This window comes from Pseudomonas sp. HS6 (assembly GCF_023375815.1).
Lineage (GTDB): Bacteria > Pseudomonadota > Gammaproteobacteria > Pseudomonadales > Pseudomonadaceae > Aquipseudomonas.
Genome location: NZ_CP067412.1, coordinates 1367102 through 1390669, shown reverse-complemented (window position 1 = coordinate 1390669; position 23568 = coordinate 1367102). Strand labels below are relative to the sequence as shown.

The following is a 23568-nucleotide window of genomic DNA, read 5'->3' as shown; positions in this document are numbered from 1 at the left end:
CAAGATCAAGTGCGGTATCGGTTTGGCTTTTATTGATTCAGATAGCGTGCCACCACGGCGCGGTAGTTGCCATCCAATGAATAGCCGCCGACCAGAATTCCACCTTCTGGTTGCACTGCCAGCGATGTGGCGGTGTCGAGGCTGCGGCCAAGTCGCGTACGCAGCCAGCCCTGGCCGGCGCCGAAGCTTTGGTCGAGACGGCCATCGGCCTGATAGCGGGCGACTATGAAATCGGCCTCTACCCCGCCAATTGTTGCACCCGCCGCGATGAGTCGCCCGTCCGCCATGCGTTGCGCGGCACTCCACTGACAGCCGCTGGGGCCTATATCCAGCAAGTTGGGTTGACCGTTGTTGCAATGCAAGTCGTGGCGACCGTTACGGTGGACGGACAGTGCCATGCACCGGATCGGGTCCCGGCTGCTGCCAAAGCAATGCAGACGATCCGCAGATTCGATGACCTGGTTGACCAGCGCGCTGTGGCCCTGAGCCTTGAAGGCCAAGAAACCGTCCAGAGCAAAGCGTTCGTCGAGCTGTCCATTCGGCAGGTAACGTGCGAGCAGGCCTTCCTGGGGGAAGTCGATCGCGCCGGCCACGACAATTCGCCCGTCCTCTTGCAGCAGCAAACCGCCAAGCCAAGTGTTGAGCAACAAGTGCCGGACCATCACAAAACCTCGACCGTTGAAGGATTGGTCGAGATTACCGACGGGTGTGACACGAATCAGCATGCCGACGTGGTCGGCCAATGAGCAGTGGTGGTTGGCAATCAGCAGGATATGTCCATCGTCCTGGACTGCGAAATCACAGGCCTCGGCTCCAGGGACTCCCGGGGGCAGCCATGTGTCGCGAGTGCCCAGAGACAGGTCGCCCGGCAAGCGCACTATTTTCCGGCCGCTGTCGCCGAAGTCCGGCTCCGGTCGGCCGTGCGCATCAAACAGTGCCAGTGCGGGCAGGGTGCGGTGTTCGGATTCGTAATGCAGGCCTGCCAGCAGGATTCGCCCGTCAGGCAAGACCTGAACCTTGCTGCCTGTAGCTTCGAAGCCAGAGGCAAACTGGCCGATCACGCTGCCCTGAAAGCCGAAGCCGAGATCTGCCGAGCCATCATCCAGTAGACGCGCCAGGCCGAAACGGCTGCCTTGAGGAGTGCCGATTTTGGCGGCAATCAGGATTCGACCTTGCGGATCGAGCGCTACGTGTTGAGTCAGGCTGGACGTACTGCCGGCAAAATAAACCTGAGCCACGCCGTTATTGGCAAATGCCTTGTCGAGTTGTCCGGCGTTATTCGCTAGCGTCGGGAGCGCAATAGCGGTCTGCGTTGACATGCATGCTTCTCCTTGCGAGTTGACCAATACCCGGAAGGCGGGTCGGCAACTGCATGAGCGAAACATTCAATCCCTGTATACCCACAAGTACAACTGACAGAACTAACAGGTGGAGGGTCGTACTGTGCCAGAACAGTGTCTTTTGGAACCACTCGCAAGCCTGCCAAGCATTCAGGCGCGAAAGTGTTGGGGGAAGTTGTACAAAGAGGACGAAGTTAAAAAAGATTCAGCAACTAACAGAAGAGGGCGGATGACTCGAAAAGTCATCCGCAATGCCCTCGAATCAGTGTGCCATCGACCAGGATTGCAGCGTATAGCCTTCATCACTCAGTTCAGCACGTGCCTGTTGCAACAGGTACTCAAGTTGCGCCGGATCGGAATAGGCGCTGCTTGGAATGCGGGTGCGGCCAATCTGCGAATTGGTGCGGTCGATAACGGTCAGGCTCAGTTCGCCGTTACCGTCTTGTGGGGCCCAGGCCACGCACTGAAAAGGTTTAAATGCGCGGTTGGCAATCAAAAGAGCTTCGTTGATACGGAGCGGGGCGGTCATGGGGTCTTCTCTCTATAGTGCCCAATCAAGTGATGTGCCGTCGGTTGGGCTTACCGTTCGGCGAGTTACTTGTACTGATGCACGCAACCCACCGACGGGTCACACAGGATTTGAAGAAATTTCGACTTTCTTTCATACAATCAATATGGCGAGAGGTTTTGAAAGGCTGGTGAAAGATTCAAGTCGATAGCTAACTAATAAAGCGGGTTCTTATAACTGCTTCACTTGTACACCTATAAGCAATCGATACAAGGCGCCGTCAAATTCTTGCTAATGTTACAGCCAGGTCTGCCAAATGACTGTTTTTACAATCATTTCCTATAATTTGGCGCCAAGGAACAGTCATGAGCGAAGCGCCTGCGTTACGACGTTTATTGGTAGTCGACCCTTGTGACGACTGTCACCGATTGTTGCCCGGTTTGCGTGCGGTAGGCTGGGATGTCGACAGTTGCAGCCTGGAAAATGCCGCCGACCGCAGTTGCGATGTCGGCCTGCTGCGCTTGCAGCCTTTTCACCTGGAACGACCGGAGGCGGTCAAGGAACTGATCAGCCGCAGCGGCACCGAGTGGATCGCCGTGCTGAATCAGGAAGTGTTGCGCCTGCAGAACGTAGGGGACTTCGTCTGCGAATGGTTTTTCGATTTTCATACCTTACCGTTCGACGTGTCGCGGGTCCAGGTCACCCTTGGCCGGGCGTTCGGCATGGCGCGCCTGCGTGGTCAGGGCACAATTCATGTAGACCAGCCGGAACACGAGCTGCTGGGCGACAGCAAACCGATCCGCGAGCTGCGCAAACTGTTGAGCAAACTCGCACCCACCGAGTCGCCAGTGCTGATTCGTGGTGAAAGCGGCACCGGTAAAGAATTGGTCGCACGGACCTTGCATCGACAATCGCAACGGCACAGCAAACCGTTCGTGGCGATCAACTGCGGGGCGATTCCCGAGCACTTGATCCAGTCCGAGCTGTTCGGTCATGAAAAAGGTGCGTTTACCGGCGCCCATCAACGCAAGGTCGGGCGCATCGAGGCGGCAAACGGCGGCACATTGTTTCTCGATGAAATCGGTGACCTGCCGCTGGAGCTGCAAGCCAACCTGCTGCGCTTCCTCCAGGAAAAACATATCGAACGAGTGGGCGGCAGCCAGCCGATCCCGGTAGATGTCCGGGTATTGGCGGCAACCCACGTCGATCTTGAAGCGGCGATCGAAAAGAAGCGCTTCCGTGAGGACTTGTACTACCGGCTGAATGTGCTGCAAGTCATGACCGCGCCGCTGCGTGAGCGCCACGGCGACCTGTCGATGCTGGCCAACCACTTTTCCCATTTCTACAGCCACGAAACTGGCCGTCGTCCACGTAGTTTCAGCGAGGACGCCTTGATCGCCATGGGCAAGCACGACTGGCCGGGTAACGTCCGTGAACTGGCCAACCGCGTACGCCGGGGACTGGTGCTGGCAGAAGGGCGGCAGATCGAGGCCCGTGACTTGGGGCTGATCAGCCAGCAGTCGATTGCCACGCCGATGGGGACCCTCGAAGACTACAAGACCCGCGCCGAACGCCAGGCGTTGTGCGATGTACTGAATCGGCACAGTGACAACCTCAGCGTTGCCGCCAAAGTGTTGGGGGTTTCTCGGCCGACGTTCTACCGCTTGCTGCACAAACACCAGATCCGCTAGGGCGCGGTGCTTCTTCCGGCAAGAAGCTGAAAAGGCCCGCCGCGATGCAAGTCGCAGCGGGCCTTTTTATGATGTTGCGTTCATGGTGTGGCAGGTCAGAAGTAGTACGGGAATTTCAGGCTGAAGGAAAAGTCCGGGGCATCGTCGGTCATGCCGATGGACAGGTTGGGCACGATGGTCAGGTTGTCGGTGGCCGCGATGGTCATGCCGACGTTGAAGTAACCGGCGTTGGCGTCACTGGACACCACCGATTGCCAATCCCCGCCATCCTGTTTCAGCTTGCTCTTGCGTTGTACAAGGTCAGACACCGAGAACGACATACTCATTTTTTCGTTGAGTGCGAAGGCTATGCCTGCGCCGATCTGGAAGCTGTCGCCGATACGAACCTTGCCTGGAGTCTTCTGGTTGACATCAGAACTGATGTCATCAAACGATTCCTCGAGGTTGTGGGTATAAGACAGGCTGCCGAACAGCACAGCGGGATCAAACGTCTTGACCAGCGAGATTCCCGGCGTGACCGACCAGACACCGTTGCCGGTGGGCAGGGTGTCAGGTACGAACAGGTTGCTGTTGTCGTCGGTCTTGCGCAGCTTGATACCGAACGGGTCTTTGCCGGTAGGCGCTTTCACCCGCAGGGTGACCACGGCATCCGGGGTGTTGGCTGATTCGTCCAGGAACTTGTAGGCGATGCCGAAGTTGACGTCGCCAATGGTCGGATCCCGGGTGACATCCTGTTCGGTGGTGACGTTCGCCGCACCTTGGTTGCCGCCGCCCGACTGATAAGTCGAATCGCGATACACAACCGGCACGTTCACGTCGAACTGCCAGCGGTTATCGAAGTTGTAGCGGCCCGTCAGGTCGAGGGTCCAGGTGTCGGCCTTGATCCGGTCGAGGTTGATGTTGCCCAGAAAGATCGAGTCCAGTGCCAGGAAGCCGTTGAGAATCAGCTGACGGGTGTCGTAACGCGAATAGGTTACGCCGGTTTCGAAGCTGAACTTGCCGCCGCCAAAGAAGCCGCTGGCCTCGTCATACAGGTTTGACACGCTCTGTGCCGGTTGCGAATCGTCAGCCAGTGACTGGCCGTAAGAAGCACCACTGCCCCCGGCGGCGCCCCCCGACGCTGCTGCGGCCCCGGTGCCGGTGGCCACCTTCGGATTGCCTTTCATGTCGGCTGGCGACTTGGCCAGACGTTTCGGTGGTGGGGAAGCGGGTTGATCTTCGACCTGGCGAACCCGTTGCTCGAGCACCGCCAGGGCTTTTTGTTGCACTTCGTATCGTTGCTTAAGCTCCAGAAGTTCCTGTTTCAGGGTCTCCACATCCGCATCGGGTGCTGCTTGCAGCATCGCTGCGGGTAGAAGAGTACTCAAACATAAAGCGGCACGCAGTGGTACTGATCGATACATGAATAAGCCGTCCCTTTAAGCCCAATGATCGAGACTCAGCGTAGTTCAATATCCGATATTGCGTAGTGCCCTGAGTTGAGTCAGGTTGCAGTCCAGTGCGCCGGCGCTCATGCCGTTATTGTTAAGAACAACGTTGAGTTGTGTCAGGTTGTTGACTACGTTCGCATTACCCATCAAACGAGTGTTTTGCAGAAGCCCCCCTTGGGCTACTTGTTGCAGGGCCGTGCCCTGATTGCCTGCGGCCTGGATGGCCATTTGCACGCCTCCGCCAGTGGCGGAAACCGCGACGCTGCCGGCGGCGTTACTGCCGGAGATTGTTTGTCCGGCCATCAAGGCTTGCCCTTGGGTCGGTACCAACGCCGGTGCCTGGTTGGATTCAGAAACGTTGATCGCAACGTTGTTGTAAGCCGTATTGCCGTCGCCGGCAGCGCGCACGCTTTGCGTCACGCCCTGGGAACTGTTGAGGCCTGCGCCACCAATGACCGAACCGGTGCCCGTTTGCGGGGTGCTGCCGTTGCCGGTTTCCTTGATGGTCGAGACATAGAATTCGGGTTTTATCGTTGCAGCCTGCAATTGCATCGAGGTCGCAGCCCCGATCAGGTCACCGCTGGCGTTGCGCCAAGTACTGCTCATGACAATACCGAAGCTGATGATCCGCCCCGGCATGACGTAACGACCGCGAAGCTGTGACAGCTCCGAATCCTGGATTTCGATGGGTTTGAATCCTGCATTGGCATAGCCTGACGCACTCGCTGCCAGGCAGGCGGCGGCCAGCCAGTATGAGGTTTTCATCTGCTGCTCCCGGGACATCCAGCCCCATTCTTTATAATCGGCGATTAAAAGAAGTCGCTCTGTATGAACCCGAAGTCCATCAATTCAGCATCTTTGACGGGGTTGAAGTTATCCAGCTTGTTCTTGGCGGTCAGCGGTGCCGGAGGACTGCGTAGTGCATTGGTCTTGTCGTATCCGGGGCCGACGATGGCAAAGACGATGCCGTTCCAACCTTTGACAAAGTCGTCATGTTTGTAGCGCTTATGGCCGAGAACCGGGTCTCCGATGTAAACCCAATCCTTGTCCGACCGCTGCAGCACGACGAAATGCTTGTAGCCGCGAATTTCCATCAGTACCACCACCGGGATAGTGACCGCGTCGAGTTTTTCCGGTGGAATCTTGTAGCCCCTGGCGCGCATGCCGATGCTTTCTATGTAGCGCTTCATGTCCAGCATGGAAAAACCTTGAGTACGGACAAGGTCCTGGTCAGCGTTGACCAGCATGCCTTTGATGATGTGCTCCTCATCGACGTCGAGCCAATAAGCCTGGCGCAGTACCGTGGCCAGTGCGGCGGCGCCGCAGCTGAAATCGGTTTTTTGTTCGACGATGTCGGAAAACTTGCGTTCACGAATGCTTTGCACGTTCTTGTAGACCAGTACGCCACCGGGCAGGGCAGCCACGGGCATCTGGGCAGCCTGAGTCAGGCCGGACAGGCAAAGCAGAGCGAGGAGGGCAGTCTTACGCATGATCGATACGCCTTTGCGGACTGAGGAAAAGCCCCGTTTCCGGGGCTTTCGTTTCGATCGCGATTACATGCAGGCTTTGCAACCTGCAGCGATGGACAGCGAGTTGCTTTGTTGGTTGCCAGCGCCAGCAGCGTTGTTGAAGCCACCGTTACCCGACCAGTTGTTGCCTACGTTGGTCATGTTGGCGTTGTTGGTGACAGGGTTTTTCCAGCCGTCTGGGGTCATCACTTGTTGAGTGGTCACACCAGCCAGACCGAAGACACCCACGGCGACGAAATCAGATTTCTGATCTTTGCCACCGCCGTTACCGCCATGGCCTTTGTCGTTGTTGCCATAACCGCCACCGCCGTGACCATGATCGTCATCTTTGGTGGTCGCAGTGCCTGCAGCCACGAATGCGCCGCCTGCGGTAAATGTGCCAGTAAGCGTATCTTTTTTGTAGGTCGCAGTGCCGTTGTTAGCAACTCCCAGACCGGTGGTGCTTTGGTTGGCGGCGGCAGCGGCCTGCGCTACACGACCACCGGACACAGCGATTGCCAGGTTGTTTTTCTGTTGGTTGAAGTTGCCGGCGGCGTTGTTGACGCCGATGTTACCCGAGCCGCTGTTGCCGACGTTGTTCAGGCTGGCATTGGCAGTGCTGGAGTAGTTTGAAACACCGTTGTTGGAGTTGACCTGGGTTGCACTGGAAGCGGACACCGCAGAACCGAAGATGAAGCTTTCGTCAGCGGTTGCCAGGGCAGCAGCGTTGTCTTGTTGGTTGCCGTCGCCAGCAACGTTGTTTGCGCCGATGTTGCCGTTGGCACCATTGAGCGAGCCACTGATGGCAGCGTTGTTTTGGGTACCTTGGTTCAGGACGGTGTTATCGGCGTTATTTTGCACATCGAGTACGGCAGCACCGGCACCTGCGCCGATTTGCAGCAGTTCTTCGAGGGTTGGGCCTTTTGGTGGAGGAGGCTGGTGACCGTGACCGCCATTGTTACCATGATCATTGCCGCCTGCTTGAGCCGCCATTGCCATTACTGCAGCAAGAGCGAAAACCAGTGGTTTCAGAGCCATTGTAGTTTTCATGGTGTTTCTCCGTCGTGCTTATTAGTTGGTTAAGTGTTGGTACTTTCTAATTGCACTGCTTCTTGTTTGGGTCAGTCAGCGACCCGGATGCTCAGGGTGTTAGCCATTCGGTTCCCCACCCCGGCACTCTGGTTCACCTGGATTACCCCTCGGCTGCCGGTGAAGGCCTGATCACTTGTCGTGACCTGGCGACTGCCGGGTGAGGTACCAGTTGCTCCTGAGCTCGGTAACAACGCCACGTTCTGTTGCGAAAGGGCGCTATCGTCAACGCTCTGCGGCGCAGCACTGATGCTGATGCGCATGGCGTTGGCCATCTGGTTGTTGGCCCCGGAGCCCTGGTTCACGCCCAGTGCGCCGTTGCCGTTACTGAATGAGGTACCGCCGATGGAGGAGCTCGCGTTGATCGAGCGGTCGGCGGGGGTATCGAGTTTCTGGTGAATGGTGGTGGTGGCGCTGGCCGACGTGCCGATGGCTATCGACTTGACGTTGGTCTGTTGTTGCTGGTCGCCGGCGGCCTGGTTGACGTTGAAGTTGCCGTTGTACTGCACGCCGGAGTTCTGAATGTTGGCACTGTCCACGGCGCTCGGATCGGCGGCCATGACGCTGGTGCAGCCAAGCAGCGCAAGCAGGAGCAGGGAACGATTCATCTTATTGGCCTCCGGCCATGCGAGTCAGAGGAGCCAGACCGGTGCTGAGGGAGCGATTGATGGTGTTGGAAATCGTGCCGCCCCCACCGCCGCCGTGTCCTGCGCTCATGCCGGGTAGGCCGTTTGGATTGGTCAGGACGTTCATGCCGGGCAGACTGGAGTCGACGCCGATGTTGCCGCGAATGGATGAGCCACTCGCTACACTTGCAAAGTCACCGTCATTGAGTTCAGTGCTGTTCATTGCCTGGTCAATGCGACCGGAAGGGTTGGCATTCACGGTGGTCGGGTAGGGGTCTTTGCCGAAAGCGCTGCGTCCGATTGGAATTGGTTGAACGTCGCGGCTGAGCACGATCACGCCATTGCCCTCGGCCTGAACGTTGAAACTGAGGAATGTGCTGGCTGCTGATCCGATCAGCAGAAGGCAGGTGAAGGTTTTATTGATATTTCCCACGGCGGCAATTCCTTCTCAGTGGGCTGGCCCTAGTCAGCGTTGTGAAGGAGAGAGCGAAAGCTGTGCCGCTTTTTAAATTCCCATGGGTTTCAATGGGTTGGCTTGAAGCTGTGCAACCTTGATACAAAAGCTGTTTCAAGATTGAAACAAGCCCCTGCGGGTTCAGGTGGCTAGAGCCGTCGCAAAGCTCTGGGACAAGGGTTTGCGCGCAGGTGTTTCAACAGCGTAACAAGTCGGATGACAATGTGATGAAGGCCCTTGGGACGGGCACTTTGCAGCTGTAAGAGTGTTTCAGGATTGGACACTTTTGCCCCGAATCGGGGGAAATGCACGGGCCAGATAACCCGCAGTTCGGGTCAGCTTACCAATAGGGAACGAACGGCGTCGAAGGCCTGAGTCTGCCGCTCGGCCCAGTCGCCCTGAATGATTTGCAAGGGTTGCTGGTGGTCTTCCAGCCAGTCTTTGGTTTTGTCGTAGAAGGCCAGCCGTTCGCTGAGCTCTGGCTGGCAGCGTTGGCCATCGTCCTTCCAGTCGATCTGCTCCGGAGACAACAGCAAGTGCAGATCGTAGTGACGCGCCAGTAACTCCGGTTCCAGCCAGGCCGGGCAGTCGCCGAACAACGTCTGGCTCCACAGCATATTGCTCAGCAGGTGCGTGTCGAGAATCAGCAATGACGGCCGTTGCGCCCGAGCCTCGTCTTCCCACCGCAACTGGCCGCGAGCAATCTCGGGAATGTCGGCGAGGCAAGTGTCCCGGGGATTCTGCTCAATGAACCAGCGCACGTACTCGTCTACCCGCAAACCGCCGAACTGTTGCTGAAGCCCGGTCGCCAGCCAGCTCTTGCCGCTGGACTCCGGCCCGGTCAGAACAACGACTTTCATGTGCGCAACGCCGGATCGGCGCGCCATTCCCGCCAGCCCAGCACCGCGATCAGGGTGAACAAGGCGTACAGCGCAGCAGTGAGGTAAAGCCCTTTGTAAAGGAACAGGCCGACGAAGATTACATCCAGCACAAACCACAGCGCCCAGCATTGCAGGCGCTTGTGGGCCATCCAGAATTGCGCGACGAGGCTGAAACCCGTCAGTGCGGCGTCGAGCCAGGGTTGCGCGGCATCGGTCCAGTGCGCCATGGCGGCGCCCAGCAGCAGACTGCCGACACTGCCGATGGCCAACCCTTTGAGGATTGAAGGCGTGTTGAGCCGGCTGACCTGGCGGCCGTCATGCATCGTCCCGGCCCGGGTCCATTGCCACCAGCCGTAGACTTGCAGGGCGGCGTAAACCACCTGCAGCAACATGTCCGAATACAGCTTCACCTCGAAGAAGACCCAGCTGTAGAGCAACACCATGACCAGCCCGATCGGCCAGCACCAGGGGTTCTGTTTGACCGTCAGCCAGACGGCGATCACGCCGAGGGCGGCAGCAAACAGTTCGAGCCCGGACATGCAAGATCCTTGGAGGGAGTAAAAGAGGGGGCGGATTGTACCCAAAAACCTGTGGGAGTGAGCCTCCCACAGGGTGAGAACGTCAGACGCGGAACTGGCGCAGCAATCCGTTCAACTGCTCGCTCAACTGGCCAAGCCGCACACTGGCGGCACTCGACTGCTCAGCGGCCATTGCGGTGCTGTGGGACAGGCCGGCGGCCTGGGTGACGTTCTGGTTGATGTCCTCGACCACGTGCGCCTGTTGCAGGGTTGCACTGGCGATGGAAGCGTTCAGGCCGTTGAGGTTGCGCAGCGCCTGGCCGATGGCATTGAGACTCGCACCGGCCAGTCCGGCCTGTTCGATGGTCAGTTGCGAGGCCTTGCTGCTGTCACCGATCACCTTCACGGCGGCTTCGGAATGGTTCTGCAGACGCTCGATCATCGACTGGATTTCCGCCGTGGATTTCTGCGTGCGTTGCGCCAGTAGACGGACTTCATCGGCCACCACCGCAAAACCACGTCCCTGTTCACCGGCGCGGGCGGCTTCGATGGCAGCGTTGAGCGCCAACAGGTTGGTCTGTTCGGCAATCGAGCGGATCACCTCAAGAACGCTGCCGATCTGCGTGCTTTCGGTCGCCAAAGTACGAATCACTTCGACCGCCTGATCGATGGTTCCGGACAACTTGTCGATCTGTTGCAGGCTGCCGTCGATGTTGATCTGGCCCTGTTGCGCCTGTGCCTCGGCATCGCGCATCTCGTTGGCGGCATGCTCGGCGTTCTTCGCCACATCCTGCACGCCGTAAGTGACTTCATTGATGGCGGTCGCCACCAGTTCCATTTGCTGCGACTGTTGCTGGCTGCGTTGTTGAGCCTGGCTTGCATCATTGCCCAGTTCAGTGGAGGACTGACCCAGCGCACTGGCCGACACCTGCAAATCGCCGATCACCCGGCGCAGCTTGGCGGTGAAGGCGTTGAAGTGGCGCGCAAGTTCCGTCACTTCGTCTTGGCCATGGGTGTCGAGGCTGCGGGTCAGGTCGCTTTCGCCGCTGGCAATGTTGGCCATGGCGTTCACGGTTTCCTGCAAGGGGCGGACAATGCTGCGGGCAATCAGGATCACCAGCACGCCCATGATCAGCGCGATGACCAGGCCGACGGCGGAAGCCTTGAAAACCTGGCCCTGAAACTCGGCCTGTACATCGTCGACGTACACGCCGGAACCCAGTACCCAGCCCCACGGCTCGAACAGTTTCACGTAGGAGGTCTTGGCCACTGGTTCACTGGCACCGGGTTTTGGCCAACGGTAATCGACCATGCCGGCGCCCTTGGCCTTGGCGATGGCCACCATCTCGTTGAACACCGCAAAACCGTCCGGATCGCGAATTGCCGAGAGGTTCTGGCCTTCAAGCTTGGGATTGGTCGGGTGCATGACCATCACGGGCGTGAGGTCGTTGATCCAGAAGTAATCGTTCTGGTCGTAACGCAGGCCGCGAATCGCAGTCAGGGCCTGCTTCTGGGCGGCGTCGCGGGTCAGGGTCCCGGCCGCTTCCAGCCCCTGGTAATAGGTCAGCAAACCGCTGGCGGTCTGCACTACATGCTGGGTTTTCTGGGCCTTGGCGTGGTAAAGGTCATCGTGGATCTGCTTGAGCATCAACAGGCCCAGGGTCAGCAGCATGACCACCGCCACAATCAAGATGAGCCACAAGCGTCGGCTGATCGACACGCTGCGCAAGCTGTTCATAACGCTGTCACTCCGATTTCTTTTTCTTGTAATAAATCACCGCCAGCATCCAACCACGTTTCCATGGCCGGGCATACGCGACCCAAGTCGTAGAACGCGGCAGCGCTATTACGGCTTGTCTGATAGGATTTCGGCCCCGCGCGTGAAAACCTGAACCCAAGTTGTCATTTCACGGAATTTTGACTGTTTCGTGTGGATCCTTTGCGCGCGGAATCGGTACAGCAACAAACAGCTACGCTGAACGCAGTGAACGTAAAAAAATACTATCGGGGCATGCCTGAGCGCATCGCTCTTTGGGGGATTGATGGATCTTTGGACCGCCTTGCAGGCACTGATTCTTGGAGTTGTAGAAGGGCTGACGGAGTTTTTGCCCATTTCCAGTACCGGACACCAGATCATTGTCGCCGACCTGCTGAATTTCGGCGGCGAACGCGCCATGGCGTTCAACATCATCATCCAGCTCGGCGCGATTCTCGCGGTGGTCTGGGAGTTTCGCCGCAAGATTCTCGACGTGGTCATCGGTTTGCCGACTCAGCCGAGTGCACGCCGCTTTACCGCCAACCTGCTGATCGCCTTCCTGCCCGCCGTGGTGCTGGGCGTTATTTTTGCCGATCTGATTCACAAATACCTGTTCAACCCGATCACCGTGGCGACGGCGCTGGTGGTGGGCGGCATCATCATGTTGTGGGCCGAGCGTCGGCAGCATGAAGTGCATGCCGAGACAGTGGATGAAATCACCTGGAAAGATGCACTGAAGGTCGGCTTTGCCCAATGCCTGGCGATGATCCCGGGCACTTCGCGTTCCGGCTCGACCATCATCGGTGGCCTGCTGTTCGGTCTGTCACGCAAGACCGCCACCGAGTTCTCGTTTTTCCTGGCAATGCCGACCATGGTCGGTGCGGCGGTCTACTCGGGCTACAAGTACCGCGCTCTGTTCGTGCCAGCGGACTTCCCGGTCTTTGCCATCGGTTTTGTCACCGCATTCGTTTTCGCCATGATTGCCGTGCGCGGTTTGCTCAAGTTCATTGCCAGCCACAGTTATGCGGCATTCGCCTGGTACCGGATCGTGTTCGGCCTGTTGATTCTGGCGACCTGGCAGTTCGGCTGGGTGGACTGGGCGGCCGCCAAGCCATGAGTGATTCCCGCGCACGCCGCCCGGATCGTGGTCCCTCCGGTGGCAGCATCCAGCATTTGAAATTGAAGCTGATCGTGTTGTTGATCGTCTGCGCGCTGCCGCTGTTCGGCTCGCTGTCGATGTGGCTGCGCGGGATTTCGCGGGTGCCGCTGGCGGCCTACGGGATTGTCAGCGTGCTGGCGTTTTTCCTGTACTGGGCCGACAAGCGCAAGGCTCGTGCCGACGCCTGGCGCACCCCGGAGAACGTCCTGCACGCCGTAGAACTGGCGGGAGGCTGGCCGGGCGCGTTGATCGCCCAGCAGGTCTTCCGGCACAAAACGCGCAAGGTGTCGTTTCAGATTCTGTTCTGGGTGATCGTCGCGCTGCACCAGGTGTTCTGGATCGATCAGTTGTTCCTCGGCTCGAACCTGTTGTTGCTGGGTTAGGGTTACAGCAGCAAGCCCACCTGGGTTTTCTTCGGCAGTTTGCTCACCACCAACTGGTGAGAACGTTGCAGCAACCCTCGCAGTTCCTCGGCGCCCAAGGGGTAGGGCGGGTGCATGATGATCCACTGCGCCCGCGCCAGATACGGCGCCGGGTGAATGCCCGGCCGGTCGCAATGACCGAGAAACAGATCCTTGTCGACCTTGAACGCCAGCGACTCGCCACGCAGCCCCTGCAAGGCGAACATCTTGTTGCCGGCAATCGAAAATACCCGCACGCCGCCCCATTTGTAGTCTTCTTGCGCACCGGGCAATGCCAGGCAGAAATCCGCGACGTCCGCTTCGCTCAACTTTCCTTGTTTCATAACAATCGCTCTCCACAGGCATTAAACGACTCAACCAGATGATCGATCCAGGCACGCACCGCCGGCATCACTCCTCGCCGGTGCGGATACACCGCTTGCAACCAGCCGCCGGGCAATGACCATTCCGGCAGCAACTGCACCAGCGTGCCGTTGTTCAGTTCCGCTTCGCAATACATCATCGGCAGCAGGGTGAAACCCTGGCCGGCCAGCACGCAGGCCTTGCGCACGATAAAATCGTCGATCCCCAACCGCGCCTCCAGCGCCAAATCGCAACTCTTGCCGTGCTGATCGAGCAGGCGCACATGCACCATGCGATCAGCTTCCAGTGCGCCAAGCACCGGCAGGTTCTTCAGATCCTGCGGATGATTGATTTCCAGACCCTCTATAAAAGAAGGGCTCGCCACGACCACCATTTGCGCCTGGCGCAAACGGCGGGTGACCAACATCGGCTCTTCGGTGCCGTGCTCGCGCACGCGCAAGGCCACGTCTATGCCCTCGGTGATCAGATCGACCCGGCGATTGATCAGGGTGACTTCCAGTTGCACCTGAGGGTATTTGCCCAGGAAATTGCTGATCACCACCGGCAGCATTTCATGGGCAAGCCCCGTCGGGCTCGAAACCCGCAGGCGCCCACGGGGCTCGCTGGACATGCTGGCCACCGTCTCATCAGCCATTTCCGCTTCCAGCAGCATCGCCTGACAGTGACGCAAATAGCGCTCGCCCACCGCCGTCAGCTTCAATTGGCGGGTGGTACGTTGCAGCAGACGCGCGCCGAGGCGTTCTTCCAGTTCGGCAATCCGCCGTGACAACCGCGACTTGGGAATACCCAGCAAACGGCCGGCAGCGGCGAATCCGCCGGCCTCGACCACTTTGGCGAAATAGTAGAGATCGTTGAGGTCTTGCATGGGGAATTCCGACTGTTCTATCAGTGGGACAAACTATCGCATTGTTGCCGTCTAATCAGCTATTGGTTTCGTAGGTAGGATTGTCTCCATTCCGTCGCCACCGGCGATTCTTTCCAGGAGATTCCACAATGAAACTGCTGCACATCGATTCGAGCATTCTGGGCGACAACTCCGCTTCCCGTCAGCTGAGCACCGAAGTCGTCAAAGCCTGGCAAGCCGCCGAGCCAAGCGCTGTCGTGACCTACCGCGACCTGGCTGCAGACGCCATCAGCCACTTCTCGTCGACCACTCTGGTCGCCGCCGGCACCACCGCTGAGCTGCGCAACGCCGCACAACAGCACGAAGCCGAGCTGAGCGCCACCACCCTGGCCGAGTTCATCGCCGCCGACGCCATCGTCGTTGCCGCGCCGATGTACAACTTCACCGTTCCAACCCAGCTCAAGGCCTGGATCGACCGCATCGCCGTCGCCGGCCAGACCTTCCGCTACACCGAAGCCGGCCCTGAAGGCCTGTGCGGTGGCAAGAAAGTCGTGATCGTCTCCACCTCGGGTGGCATTCACGCCGGTCAGGCTTCGGGCGTCGCTCACGAAGACTACCTGAAACTGGTGTTCGGCTTCCTCGGCATCACCGACATCGAAATCGTCCGTGCCGAAGGCCTCGCCTACGGCGAAGAAGTTCGCAACAACGCCATGAGCGCTGCCCACACCCGCATCAGCGAGCAACTGTTCGCCGCAGCGTAAGGCTTTCGTAAAGAACAGCTCTCGTTCAGGCAATACCAAAAAAACTCTGTATTCTGGTTCTGCAAGGGCCAGATACGGAGTTTTTTGTTTCCGACTGTTACATAATCTGGCCCGGGTTATGCAGTCTGATGATCAACGTCTGAGTGCAACGCCGCGCCGGATCACCGAACCACGGGGTTTCGGGCGTCGTAACACAACGGATCTTTCGATTGAGTAACAACAGGGTGGGGCATCCCATGATGCGTCTTTGTGCAACGTTACTGATTTGCCTGCTCGGCAGCCTGAATTCAGTGCACGCAGCCCCCGGCCAGCACCCGCGCTGGAGCGTCGGTTATCACGAGATGACGTTCCTCGATCCGCTCGACCTGCAACCGATGCGCGCCATCGCGTTCTATCCCTCCAGCGACCGCGAACACATGAGCCTGCTTGAGGGCTACTCGGTCGAAGCCGGTGAAGATACCAAGGTCGCCCTCGGCCGCTTTCCGATGCTGATGCTGTCCCACGGCAACACCGGCACGCCACTGGCGCTGCATGACCTCGCCACATCGCTGGCACGCAAAGGCTTTGTGGTGGTCGCGGTGATTCATCCCGGTGACAACTCCAAGGATCACAGCCGCCTGGGTACCTTGAGCAATCTATATGGGCGCCCGATCCAGATTTCCGAAGCCATAACCGCCACCCTCGGCGACCGTATGCTCGCACCGTTCGTGAATGCCGATCAGGTTGGCGTGATCGGTTATTCGGCGGGGGGCGAGACTGCGTTGATACTTTCGGGTGCACAGCCTGACCTGGATCGCCTGCGTCGTTACTGCCAGGAACGTCCGGATGACCGCGACGCCTGCAACACCCAGGGCGAGCTCATCGTGGACCGCGATGACCTGCAACCGGTGGCGGACCCACGGGTCCATGCGTTGTTATTAATGGCACCGCTAAGCCTGAAGTTCGGCCGCCACACCTTGGCCGACGTGCATGTGCCGGTGCTGCTGTACAGCGGCGACGGCGACAAACTGGTGGCCTTCGACAAGAACGCCGCTGCCCTGGCGCGCAAACTGCCGACCGCACCGGACTTCAAGTTGCTGGCCGGGGCAGGGCACTTCGTGTTCATGGCGCCGTGCAATGAAGAGCAGATCCGTGCGATGCCAGCGCTTTGCACCGATGCCGATGGCGTGGATCGCGAAGACATTCACCGCAACCTGATTTCCGAGGCCGGGCGGTTCTTCTCCCATGCGCTGGGCAAACCGGATCGGGCCGGGATGCAGACGGCGGATCAGTAAGTCGCAGATCACTTTGTGGGAGCGAGCTTGCTCGCGATAGCGTCAAGTCAGTCGATGAAGGTGTGGGCGGTTAGACCGCCATCGCGAGCAAGCTCGCTCTCACAGTGATTGACTTTGAAAGCTCAGTTCATTGCCCGGCGCTTGAGTAGCAAGGTCAACGCCAGTCCGGTCACGGACAACAGTGCCGCACACAGGAAAATCCACGAATACCCCAGATTCAACGCCACCGCGCCCATCAGAGGCCCGGCAATCGCTAGCGCCAGATCGAAAAACACCGCGTAAGCACTCAGCCCGGCCCCTCGGCTAGAGTTGGGCACTTGCTTGATCGCTTCAACCCCCAGCGCCGGATACACCAGTGACAGTCCAAACCCGGCCAGCCCGGCGCCGATCAGCGCGTAGCCGGTCGAAGGCGCGAGCCACAGCAGCAACAGGCCAATGGTCTCGATGCTCATGCAGGCGATGGCGGAAGCAAAGCCGCCAAATCGGGCGATGGCGGAAATGAACAGCAATCGGGAAAGGATGAAACACACGCCGAACACCGTCAGGCAGTACGCCGCGCCGGTCCAGCCGCGATTGAGGTAATAAAGGGTGATGAAGGTGGTCAGGGTGCCGTAACCGATCGAGGCCAGGCTCAAACTCGCCCCGAACGGTGCAATTCGCCCGAATACATTCCAGAACGGCAGACGCTCGCCACGTACCACCGGCACCGAGGGTTTGTTGCGGATCAGCAGCAGCGCGCCAGCGGCCAATACCGACAGCGCGATCCCGAGGCTGGTAAAGCCGTAATCAGCCACCATCAGCACGCCCAGCGGGGCGCCGATAGCAATGGCGCCGTACGAGGCAATGCCGTTCCAGCCGATGGATCGGGCGGTATGTTCCGCACCTACCTGGCCCATGCACCAACTGATGGTGCCAACACCGATCAAACCCTGCGCAATGCCGAGCAGCAAACGCCCGGCAATCAGGATGATCAGGCTCGCCAGCGGGAAGTCCTGCAGCAGCGTGGAAACCAGCGTCAGCAGGCCGCTGAGCACGATCCCCGACAAGCCGTAAACGATCGCCCGTTTGGTCCCGACGGTATCCGACATGCGCCCGGCCATGGGACGGCTGAGCAGGGTGGCCAGATACTGCGAGCCGATCACCAGGCCCGCAACGATTGCGCTGAAACCCAATTGCTCGTGCACGTAGCCCGGCAATACCGCAATCGGAAGGCCAATGCAGAGGAAGGCAATAAAGGTATAGAAAACGATGGAAACGATCTGCAGGGTGATCGCCATGGAGCTTTGCGGTGGCTGTTGCTGCGCAGACATGAGGGCTCGTTCGCGGGCGGCGGTGGGAGAGTCCGCATCATGGCTTGGCGCCGAAATAAAAGGAAGCAGGCTAACGATCTTTTCCTCGGCGCAAAAAAAGCCCCGTCACAAGGACAGGGCTTTCTATTTGCAGCTCGATTCGACTTAGAACACGACGCCCTGACTACGCAGGTAGTCGTCGTAAGTGCCGCTGAAGTCGGTCACGCCGCTCGGGGTCAGCTCGATGATGCGCGTGGCCAGGGACGATACGAACTCACGGTCGTGGCTGACGAAAATCAGCGTGCCCGGGTAGTTTTCCAGCGCCAGGTTCAGCGCCTCGATCGATTCCATGTCCAAGTGGTTGGTCGGTTCGTCCATGATCAGCACGTTCGGCTTTTGCAGGATCAGCTTGCCGAACAGCATGCGACCTTGCTCACCACCGGAGATCACCTTCACCGACTTGAGGATTTCGTCGTTGGAGAACAGCATGCGCCCCAAAGTACCGCGAATCATCTGCTCGCCCTGAGTCCACTGACCCATCCAGTCGAACAGGGTGACGTCGTCTTCGAAATCGTGAGCGTGGTCCTGAGCGTAGTAGCCCAGTTCCGCGGCGTCGGTCCACTTGACGCTACCGGCATCCGGCGTCAGTTCGTTGACCAGGGTGCGCAGCAGGGTGGTCTTGCCGATACCGTTCGGGCCGATGATCGCCACACGCTCGCCAGCTTCAACCTGGAAGCTGAAGTCTTTGAACAATGGCTTGCCATCGAAACCTTTGGCCATCTTTTCGACCATGACAGCCTGGCGGTGCAGCTTCTTGTTCTGGTCGAAGCGGATGAACGGGCTCACACGGCTCGAAGGCTTGACCTCGGCCAGCTGGATTTTGTCGATCGCCTTGGCGCGAGACGTGGCCTGCTTGGCTTTCGAGGCGTTGGCCGAGAAGCGGCTGACGAACGATTGCAGTTCCGAGATCTGCGCTTTCTTCTTGGCGTTGTCCGACAGCAGTTGCTCGCGGGACTGGGTCGCCACGGTCATGTATTCGTCGTAGTTGCCCGGGAACAGACGCAGCTCGCCGTAGTCCAGGTCAGCCATGTGGGTGCACACGCTGTTCAGGAAGTGACGGTCGTGGGAGATGATGATCATCAGGCTGTTACGCTGGGTCAGCACGTTTTCCAGCCAGCGAATGGTGTTGATGTCCAGGTGGTTGGTCGGTTCGTCGAGCAACAGCACTTCCGGATCGGAGAACAGCGCCTGCGCCAGCAATACGCGGAGTTTCCAGCCCGGCGACACTTCGCTCATCGGGCCGAAGTGTTGCTCGATGCCGATACCCAGGCCCAGCAACAGTTCGCCGGCGCGGGATTCGGCGGTGTAGCCGTCCATTTCAGCAAATTCGGTTTCCAGCTCGGCCACGGCCATGCCGTCTTCTTCGCTCATTTCCGGCAGCGAGTAGATGCGATCGCGCTCGGCCTTGACCTTCCACAGCTCTTCGTGACCCATGATCACGGTGTCGATCACGGTGAATTCTTCGTAGGCGAACTGATCCTGGCGCAACTTACCCAGACGCACGTTCGGCTCGAGCATGACCTGACCACCGGACGGATCGAGGTCGCCGCCGAGGATTTTCATGAAGGTCGACTTGCCGCAACCGTTGGCGCCGATCAGGCCGTAACGGTTGCCCGCGCCGAATTTGACCGAAACGTTTTCGAATAGCGGCTTGGCGCCGAACTGCATCGTGATGTTAGCTGTAGAAATCAAAGGTTTTTCCTGCGAAGCAATCTGAGTAGCGAGGGTGCGGCCGGAGCGCTTGGCCCGAGTCGAAGTGCGCTGGGGCGGGATTTCCCGTCATCAACCAAGGGGGGGCGCTAAAGTTTGGCGGCGATTGTACTGGTCTGGCTCTTCAAGCGATAGGGCGGTGTCACCCGGAATGCCAATTGGCGCAATCGCGGGACAGTTTTTCACAGATGAAGGTTCACTATTGGTTACAAACTGTGGCTAAAATGCCATCCATTCACCCAATGCCCTTGCCCGGCATGGGCTCAAGGATGTGCCACCGAGACGCTGTTTTGTATTCAGACCACTGCCACAGACCTTTGGCCAATGCCAGAAAGGCGGCAGTTTGTTCACTTTTGACGTGTGACGATTTCCGTGAAACTCATCATTGCTGCTATTTATGTCATTTCCATTGCATACGTTCACCTTCGTGGTCGTGTGCGCCACAAATTGGGCCGTCAGCTGAGTGATCATTCGACGTTCCTGGCGCCGATCAACTGCTTCCTTTATCTGTTCTCGAAGAATCCGAACAAGCCCTACCTCGATCCGAAGGATTTTCCCGATCTGAGTCCGTTGCAGGCTCACTGGGAGGAAATCCGCGAAGAAGGCCAGAAGCTGCTGCGTGCCGGCGAGATCAAGCGTTCTAACCAGTACGACGATGTCGGCTTCAATTCCTTCTTCAAGACCGGCTGGAAGCGCTTCTACCTGAAATGGTACGGCGACAGCCACCCGTCGGCGCTGCAACTGTGTCCGCGCACCACTGAACTGGTGCAGAGCATCGGTTCCATCAAGGCCGCGATGTTCGCCGAACTCCCGCCAGGCTCGAAACTGGTGCGTCACCGCGACCCGTATGCCGGTTCCTACCGTTATCACCTGGGCCTGGAAACGCCGAACGACGCCGGTTGCTACATCAACGTCGATGGCGAGAACTATCACTGGCGCGACGGTGAAGCGGTGATGTTCGACGAGACCTACATTCACTACGCCGAAAACACCACTGACAAGAACCGCATCATTCTGTTCTGCGATGTCGAGCGCCCGATGAAGTATCGCTGGGCGGCTGCGTTCAACGGCTGGTTCAGCCGCACTGTGATGTCGGCGGCCGGTGCGCCAAACGATGCGGGCGACCGCACCGGCGGTATCAACCGTTTGTTTACCAAGATCTACAAGATTCGTCTGCGTGGCAAAGAGCTGAAAAAGCGCAATCGCAAGCTCTACTACCTGGAAAAATGGGCGATCTTCGGCGGTCTGCTGGCGATCTTCATTCTGATCTGATGAATCGGGCGATTGTTGAAAGACAGTCGCCCGATTTCATTTTTACGACGCTTTTTTGGTCTTTTTCGCCGCAGTAGCCTTGCTCGCGGTCTTCTTCGCCGGTTTGGCCGGAGATTTCCCGCCGAGACTGCGCTTGAGCAGTTCGGTCAAGTCGATCACATCAGCAGATTTGCGCTCTTCTTCGCCGTCAACGGTTTCAACGTCCTCGATCTTGCCTTCATGGGCCTTCTTGTCCACCAGGGCCATGATCTTGTCTTCAAATTCGTCGGTGTAATCCTCGGGCTTCCAGTCGGCGCTCATGTCCTCCACAAGGCGCTTGGCCATATCCAGTTCGGCCTTGGCCAGTTTTGGGTCGCTCACATCGCTGCCCAGCGCCAGTTCATCGAGGCTCCGCACCTCCTGGGGCCAACGCAACTTCACCAATACCAGTGCCGATTCCAGCGGCATCAACGCCGCCAGATACTGGCGCGTGTGTAAAACCACGCGGGCGAGGGCGACCTTGTGCGTCTTGCTCAGGGTTTCCCGCAGCAACGCGTAGACTTTGCCGCCGCGCTTGTCTGGGGCCAGGTAGTAGGGCGTGTCGATGTTTTGTAGCGGGATCTGCTCGCTGTCGACGAAGGCAAAGATGTCGATGGTCTGGGTCGAAACCGGGTGCGCCGAACGGATTTCCTCCTCGCTGAGCACCACATAGCGACCTTTCTCGAACTGCACGCCTTTGACGATGTGCTCTTTGGTGACTTCCTTGCCAGTGACCTTGTTGACCCGTTTATAGCCAACCGGGTCCATGCTGCGGCTGTCCAGCCAATCGAAATCCACACCCTGGGATGAGGTTGCCGAGACCAGCGCCACGGGGATGTGCACCAGACCGAAACTGATTGCGCCTTTCCAGATTGCCCGAGCCATGGTGACGTTCTCCGAGTGATGTTCGGGTGACCTGCGGCCCGGCGCAAAAGTTTCCACTGTCTTCGGGGGGGGCGGGAGGCAGGTCAAACCGTGTTACACCTTGTTTATCGATGACGGGTTAACAAATCCGAACCCTCGGCGTAGCGTGGACTCGAAGGCTCTAACCCACGTGCATCGAGAGAGGCCGTTCATGAACCGTTTTCTGCTTGGCATCGCATTGCTGGCCCTCAGTGGCGGGCTGATTCACGCCGATGCCCTGTTGCTGGCGCAAAGCCCCAGTGGCAACAGCAACAATCCTTACAACAGCCCGATTCACCGGGCCAATCCCAACAGCATGCAGGGCACACAGCCCGCCAGTCCGGTGATACGCGGGCCGAATACCGTCCCCGTCCCTCGACCGCCCACCGTGGAAAACGGCGGCATCGGCAATGGCCAGCCACTGCGTTCGGTGCCGAGCACCCCGCCGAAATTCATTCCCAACCCACCCGCCCGTGACGGCGAGAGCAACCGTTGAATGGCAGAACCGTTTCTGTCAGCCCTTCAATCGAACAAAAGGAATCGTGCATGTTGCGTAAAACCCTTTTAGCCGGCCTGTGTGCCAGCGCAGTGATCTGCGCCCCGGCATTTGCCGCCGCCCCCAAAGAATTGCAAAGCGAGCAGGGCACCCTTGAAGTCACCACCATCACCCAGGGGCTTGAGCATCCATGGGCTTTGGCGTTCTTGCCGGATCGTCAGGGCATGCTGGTGACCGAGCGTCCGGGCAACCTGCGGGTAGTAGGCGTGGACGGCAAACGATCGGCACCAATCGAGGGCGTTCCGAAGGTCTGGGCCAAAGGGCAGGGCGGATTGCTGGACGTGGTGCTGTCGCCGGACTTCAAACAGGATCGTCTGGTGTACCTGTTGTACGCTGAGGGCGGTGGCGCCGGCGACAAGGCCGGGACTGCAGTCGGGCGCGGGCGCCTGTCGGATGACCTGAAATCACTCAAGGACTTTACTGTTATTTTCCGTCAGGAACCGAAGCTGTCGGTCGGCAACCACTTTGGCTCGCGACTGGTGTTCGACCGTGACGGTTATCTGTTCATCACCCTCGGCGAAAACAACGACCGACCCACTGCGCAGGATCTGGACAAGCTGCAGGGCAAAGTCGTGCGGATCTATCCGGACGGCAAGGTGCCGGATGACAACCCGTTTGTCGGCCAGTCCGGCGTGCGTCCGGAGATCTGGTCCTATGGCCATCGCAACCCGCAGGGCGCAGCGCTCAATCCATGGACCGGCACGTTGTGGGAGAACGAGCACGGCCCGCGCGGTGGCGACGAGGTGAACATCATCGAGCGCGGCAAGAACTACGGCTGGCCGCTGGCAACTCACGGCATCAACTATTCGATGCAGCCCATTCCGGAAGCCCAGGGTAAAACCGTCGAAGGCACTGTCGCCCCGCATCATGTCTGGGAAAAATCACCGGGTGTCACCGGCATGGCGTTCTACGATGCCGATCTCTTCAAACCCTGGCAGCACAACGTGTTCATCGGCGCGCTGGTCACCCAGGAGCTGATCCGCCTGCAATTCGATGGCGACAAGGTCGTGCATGAAGAGCGTTTGCTGGGCGACTTGAAGCAGCGGATTCGCGATGTACGTCAGGGGCCGGATGGTTACCTGTATGTTTTGACGGATGAGTCCGACGGCTCGCTGTACAAGATCGGACTCAAATAA

Annotated in this window: 24 protein-coding genes; 8 read left to right on the top strand and 16 right to left on the bottom strand. The window is 58.8% G+C overall.

Going from position 1 to position 23568, the window contains the following annotated elements; genetic code table 11:
• Positions 1–29: 29 nt before the first annotated feature.
• On the bottom strand, positions 30–1319 hold the full coding sequence (locus tag JJN09_RS06295; RefSeq protein ID WP_249486305.1) for a hypothetical protein: 1290 nt from the start codon (positions 1317–1319) through the stop codon (positions 30–32).
• Between the two features lie 283 nt (positions 1320–1602).
• Entirely contained in the window at positions 1603–1869 is a 267-nt protein-coding gene (locus JJN09_RS06290) for a hypothetical protein (RefSeq protein WP_249486304.1), read from the bottom strand.
• A 344-nt stretch (positions 1870–2213) separates the two neighbouring features.
• Between JJN09_RS06290 and JJN09_RS06285 the strand changes: the two genes are divergently transcribed.
• Positions 2214–3539 carry a sigma-54 dependent transcriptional regulator gene (locus tag JJN09_RS06285; protein WP_249486303.1) on the top strand — a complete coding sequence of 442 codons (1326 nt, stop codon included), beginning with the start codon at positions 2214–2216 and terminating at the stop codon, positions 3537–3539.
• A 95-nt stretch (positions 3540–3634) separates the two neighbouring features.
• Here the strand turns inward: JJN09_RS06285 and JJN09_RS06280 are convergent, their stop codons facing one another.
• From JJN09_RS06280 to JJN09_RS06240, 9 genes are all read right to left on the bottom strand, one after another.
• On the bottom strand, positions 3635–4942 hold the full coding sequence (locus JJN09_RS06280; RefSeq protein ID WP_249486302.1) for a hypothetical protein: 1308 nt from the start codon (positions 4940–4942) through the stop codon (positions 3635–3637).
• A 45-nt stretch (positions 4943–4987) separates the two neighbouring features.
• Complete coding sequence (locus JJN09_RS06275) at positions 4988–5734, bottom strand: hypothetical protein (RefSeq protein WP_249486301.1); 747 nt, start codon at positions 5732–5734, stop codon at positions 4988–4990.
• Between the two features lie 44 nt (positions 5735–5778).
• Positions 5779–6459 (bottom strand): C39 family peptidase, encoded by a 681-nt coding sequence (locus JJN09_RS06270; protein WP_249486300.1) that lies wholly within the window; start codon positions 6457–6459, stop codon positions 5779–5781.
• Positions 6460–6522: 63 nt separating this feature from the next.
• Positions 6523–7527, bottom strand: a complete 1005-nt coding sequence (locus JJN09_RS06265; RefSeq protein WP_249486299.1) for a heme utilization protein — start codon at positions 7525–7527, stop codon at positions 6523–6525.
• A 71-nt stretch (positions 7528–7598) separates the two neighbouring features.
• The gene (locus JJN09_RS06260; RefSeq protein WP_249486298.1) at positions 7599–8174 is read right to left on the bottom strand and encodes an adhesin; all 576 of its coding nucleotides are present in this window, start codon (positions 8172–8174) and stop codon (positions 7599–7601) included.
• Position 8175: 1 nt separating this feature from the next.
• On the bottom strand, positions 8176–8625 hold the full coding sequence (locus tag JJN09_RS06255; protein ID WP_249486297.1) for a hypothetical protein: 450 nt from the start codon (positions 8623–8625) through the stop codon (positions 8176–8178).
• A 356-nt stretch (positions 8626–8981) separates the two neighbouring features.
• Positions 8982–9506: an AAA family ATPase gene (locus JJN09_RS06250; protein ID WP_249486296.1), complete on the bottom strand. Its 525-nt coding sequence runs from the start codon at positions 9504–9506 to the stop codon at positions 8982–8984.
• Positions 9503–10066 carry a nicotinamide riboside transporter PnuC gene (pnuC, locus tag JJN09_RS06245; RefSeq protein WP_249486295.1) on the bottom strand — a complete coding sequence of 188 codons (564 nt, stop codon included), beginning with the start codon at positions 10064–10066 and terminating at the stop codon, positions 9503–9505. Before pnuC ends, JJN09_RS06250 begins: the two co-directional genes overlap by 4 nt.
• 82 nt (positions 10067–10148) lie before the next feature.
• Complete coding sequence (locus tag JJN09_RS06240; RefSeq protein ID WP_249486294.1) at positions 10149–11783, bottom strand: methyl-accepting chemotaxis protein; 1635 nt, start codon at positions 11781–11783, stop codon at positions 10149–10151.
• A 304-nt stretch (positions 11784–12087) separates the two neighbouring features.
• Between JJN09_RS06240 and JJN09_RS06235 the strand changes: the two genes are divergently transcribed.
• Together JJN09_RS06235 and JJN09_RS06230 are read left to right on the top strand one after the other, a co-directional pair.
• Complete coding sequence (locus JJN09_RS06235) at positions 12088–12918, top strand: undecaprenyl-diphosphate phosphatase (RefSeq protein ID WP_249486293.1); 831 nt, start codon at positions 12088–12090, stop codon at positions 12916–12918.
• Positions 12915–13343 (top strand): DUF1294 domain-containing protein, encoded by a 429-nt coding sequence (locus tag JJN09_RS06230; protein ID WP_249486292.1) that lies wholly within the window; start codon positions 12915–12917, stop codon positions 13341–13343. The genes JJN09_RS06235 and JJN09_RS06230 overlap by 4 nt, the downstream gene beginning before the upstream one ends.
• Before the next feature lie 2 nt (positions 13344–13345).
• Here JJN09_RS06230 and JJN09_RS06225 read toward each other — a convergent pair whose 3' ends face one another.
• Positions 13346–13705 (bottom strand): MmcQ/YjbR family DNA-binding protein, encoded by a 360-nt coding sequence (locus JJN09_RS06225; RefSeq protein WP_096820328.1) that lies wholly within the window; start codon positions 13703–13705, stop codon positions 13346–13348.
• On the bottom strand, positions 13702–14610 hold the full coding sequence (locus JJN09_RS06220; protein ID WP_249486291.1) for a LysR substrate-binding domain-containing protein: 909 nt from the start codon (positions 14608–14610) through the stop codon (positions 13702–13704). The genes JJN09_RS06225 and JJN09_RS06220 overlap by 4 nt, the downstream gene beginning before the upstream one ends.
• Positions 14611–14738: 128 nt before the next feature.
• Here JJN09_RS06220 and JJN09_RS06215 point away from each other — a divergent pair, with 128 nt between their 5' ends.
• Both JJN09_RS06215 and JJN09_RS06210 read left to right on the top strand, forming a co-directional pair.
• Positions 14739–15350, top strand: a complete 612-nt coding sequence (locus JJN09_RS06215; protein ID WP_249486290.1) for an FMN-dependent NADH-azoreductase — start codon at positions 14739–14741, stop codon at positions 15348–15350.
• A 236-nt stretch (positions 15351–15586) separates the two neighbouring features.
• Positions 15587–16624 carry a dienelactone hydrolase gene (locus JJN09_RS06210; RefSeq protein ID WP_249486289.1) on the top strand — a complete coding sequence of 346 codons (1038 nt, stop codon included), beginning with the start codon at positions 15587–15589 and terminating at the stop codon, positions 16622–16624.
• Between the two features lie 122 nt (positions 16625–16746).
• Here the strand turns inward: JJN09_RS06210 and JJN09_RS06205 are convergent, their stop codons facing one another.
• A complete protein-coding gene (locus tag JJN09_RS06205) occupies positions 16747–17934 on the bottom strand; it encodes an MFS transporter (protein WP_249486288.1) in 1188 nt (395 codons plus the stop codon).
• A 144-nt stretch (positions 17935–18078) separates the two neighbouring features.
• Positions 18079–19665: an ABC-F family ATPase gene (locus JJN09_RS06200; protein WP_249486287.1), complete on the bottom strand. Its 1587-nt coding sequence runs from the start codon at positions 19663–19665 to the stop codon at positions 18079–18081.
• A gap of 390 nt (positions 19666–20055) precedes the next feature.
• Between JJN09_RS06200 and lpxO the strand changes: the two genes are divergently transcribed.
• Positions 20056–20955, top strand: a complete 900-nt coding sequence (gene lpxO, locus JJN09_RS06195; RefSeq protein ID WP_096820478.1) for a lipid A hydroxylase LpxO — start codon at positions 20056–20058, stop codon at positions 20953–20955.
• A gap of 42 nt (positions 20956–20997) precedes the next feature.
• On the opposite strand, the gene JJN09_RS06190 is transcribed toward lpxO, so the two are convergent.
• Positions 20998–21858 (bottom strand): Ku protein, encoded by an 861-nt coding sequence (locus JJN09_RS06190; protein WP_249486286.1) that lies wholly within the window; start codon positions 21856–21858, stop codon positions 20998–21000.
• A 190-nt stretch (positions 21859–22048) separates the two neighbouring features.
• Between JJN09_RS06190 and JJN09_RS06185 the strand changes: the two genes are divergently transcribed.
• Both JJN09_RS06185 and JJN09_RS06180 read left to right on the top strand, forming a co-directional pair.
• Positions 22049–22372 carry a hypothetical protein gene (locus tag JJN09_RS06185; RefSeq protein WP_249486285.1) on the top strand — a complete coding sequence of 108 codons (324 nt, stop codon included), beginning with the start codon at positions 22049–22051 and terminating at the stop codon, positions 22370–22372.
• Between the two features lie 50 nt (positions 22373–22422).
• Positions 22423–23568: a PQQ-dependent sugar dehydrogenase gene (locus JJN09_RS06180; protein WP_249486284.1), complete on the top strand. Its 1146-nt coding sequence runs from the start codon at positions 22423–22425 to the stop codon at positions 23566–23568.

Bases quoted from the DNA above. Each gene is read 5' to 3' on its own strand.
- JJN09_RS06295 (WP_249486305.1), bottom strand. From the start codon at position 1,319: ATGTCAACGCAGACCGCTATTGCGCTCCCGACGCTAGCGAATAACGCC.
- JJN09_RS06290 (WP_249486304.1), bottom strand. From the start codon at position 1,869: ATGACCGCCCCGCTCCGTATCAACGAAGCTCTTTTGATTGCCAACCGC.
- JJN09_RS06285 (WP_249486303.1), top strand. From the start codon at position 2,214: ATGAGCGAAGCGCCTGCGTTACGACGTTTATTGGTAGTCGACCCTTGT.
- JJN09_RS06280 (WP_249486302.1), bottom strand. From the start codon at position 4,942: ATGTATCGATCAGTACCACTGCGTGCCGCTTTATGTTTGAGTACTCTT.
- JJN09_RS06275 (WP_249486301.1), bottom strand. From the start codon at position 5,734: ATGAAAACCTCATACTGGCTGGCCGCCGCCTGCCTGGCAGCGAGTGCG.
- JJN09_RS06270 (WP_249486300.1), bottom strand. From the start codon at position 6,459: ATGCGTAAGACTGCCCTCCTCGCTCTGCTTTGCCTGTCCGGCCTGACT.
- JJN09_RS06265 (WP_249486299.1), bottom strand. From the start codon at position 7,527: ATGAAAACTACAATGGCTCTGAAACCACTGGTTTTCGCTCTTGCTGCA.
- JJN09_RS06260 (WP_249486298.1), bottom strand. From the start codon at position 8,174: ATGAATCGTTCCCTGCTCCTGCTTGCGCTGCTTGGCTGCACCAGCGTC.
- JJN09_RS06250 (WP_249486296.1), bottom strand. From the start codon at position 9,506: ATGAAAGTCGTTGTTCTGACCGGGCCGGAGTCCAGCGGCAAGAGCTGG.
- pnuC (WP_249486295.1), bottom strand. From the start codon at position 10,066: ATGTCCGGGCTCGAACTGTTTGCTGCCGCCCTCGGCGTGATCGCCGTC.
- JJN09_RS06240 (WP_249486294.1), bottom strand. From the start codon at position 11,783: ATGAACAGCTTGCGCAGCGTGTCGATCAGCCGACGCTTGTGGCTCATC.
- JJN09_RS06235 (WP_249486293.1), top strand. From the start codon at position 12,088: ATGGATCTTTGGACCGCCTTGCAGGCACTGATTCTTGGAGTTGTAGAA.
- JJN09_RS06230 (WP_249486292.1), top strand. From the start codon at position 12,915: ATGAGTGATTCCCGCGCACGCCGCCCGGATCGTGGTCCCTCCGGTGGC.
- JJN09_RS06225 (WP_096820328.1), bottom strand. From the start codon at position 13,705: ATGAAACAAGGAAAGTTGAGCGAAGCGGACGTCGCGGATTTCTGCCTG.
- JJN09_RS06220 (WP_249486291.1), bottom strand. From the start codon at position 14,610: ATGCAAGACCTCAACGATCTCTACTATTTCGCCAAAGTGGTCGAGGCC.
- JJN09_RS06215 (WP_249486290.1), top strand. From the start codon at position 14,739: ATGAAACTGCTGCACATCGATTCGAGCATTCTGGGCGACAACTCCGCT.
- JJN09_RS06210 (WP_249486289.1), top strand. From the start codon at position 15,587: ATGATGCGTCTTTGTGCAACGTTACTGATTTGCCTGCTCGGCAGCCTG.
- JJN09_RS06205 (WP_249486288.1), bottom strand. From the start codon at position 17,934: ATGTCTGCGCAGCAACAGCCACCGCAAAGCTCCATGGCGATCACCCTG.
- JJN09_RS06190 (WP_249486286.1), bottom strand. From the start codon at position 21,858: ATGGCTCGGGCAATCTGGAAAGGCGCAATCAGTTTCGGTCTGGTGCAC.
- JJN09_RS06185 (WP_249486285.1), top strand. From the start codon at position 22,049: ATGAACCGTTTTCTGCTTGGCATCGCATTGCTGGCCCTCAGTGGCGGG.
- JJN09_RS06180 (WP_249486284.1), top strand. From the start codon at position 22,423: ATGTTGCGTAAAACCCTTTTAGCCGGCCTGTGTGCCAGCGCAGTGATC.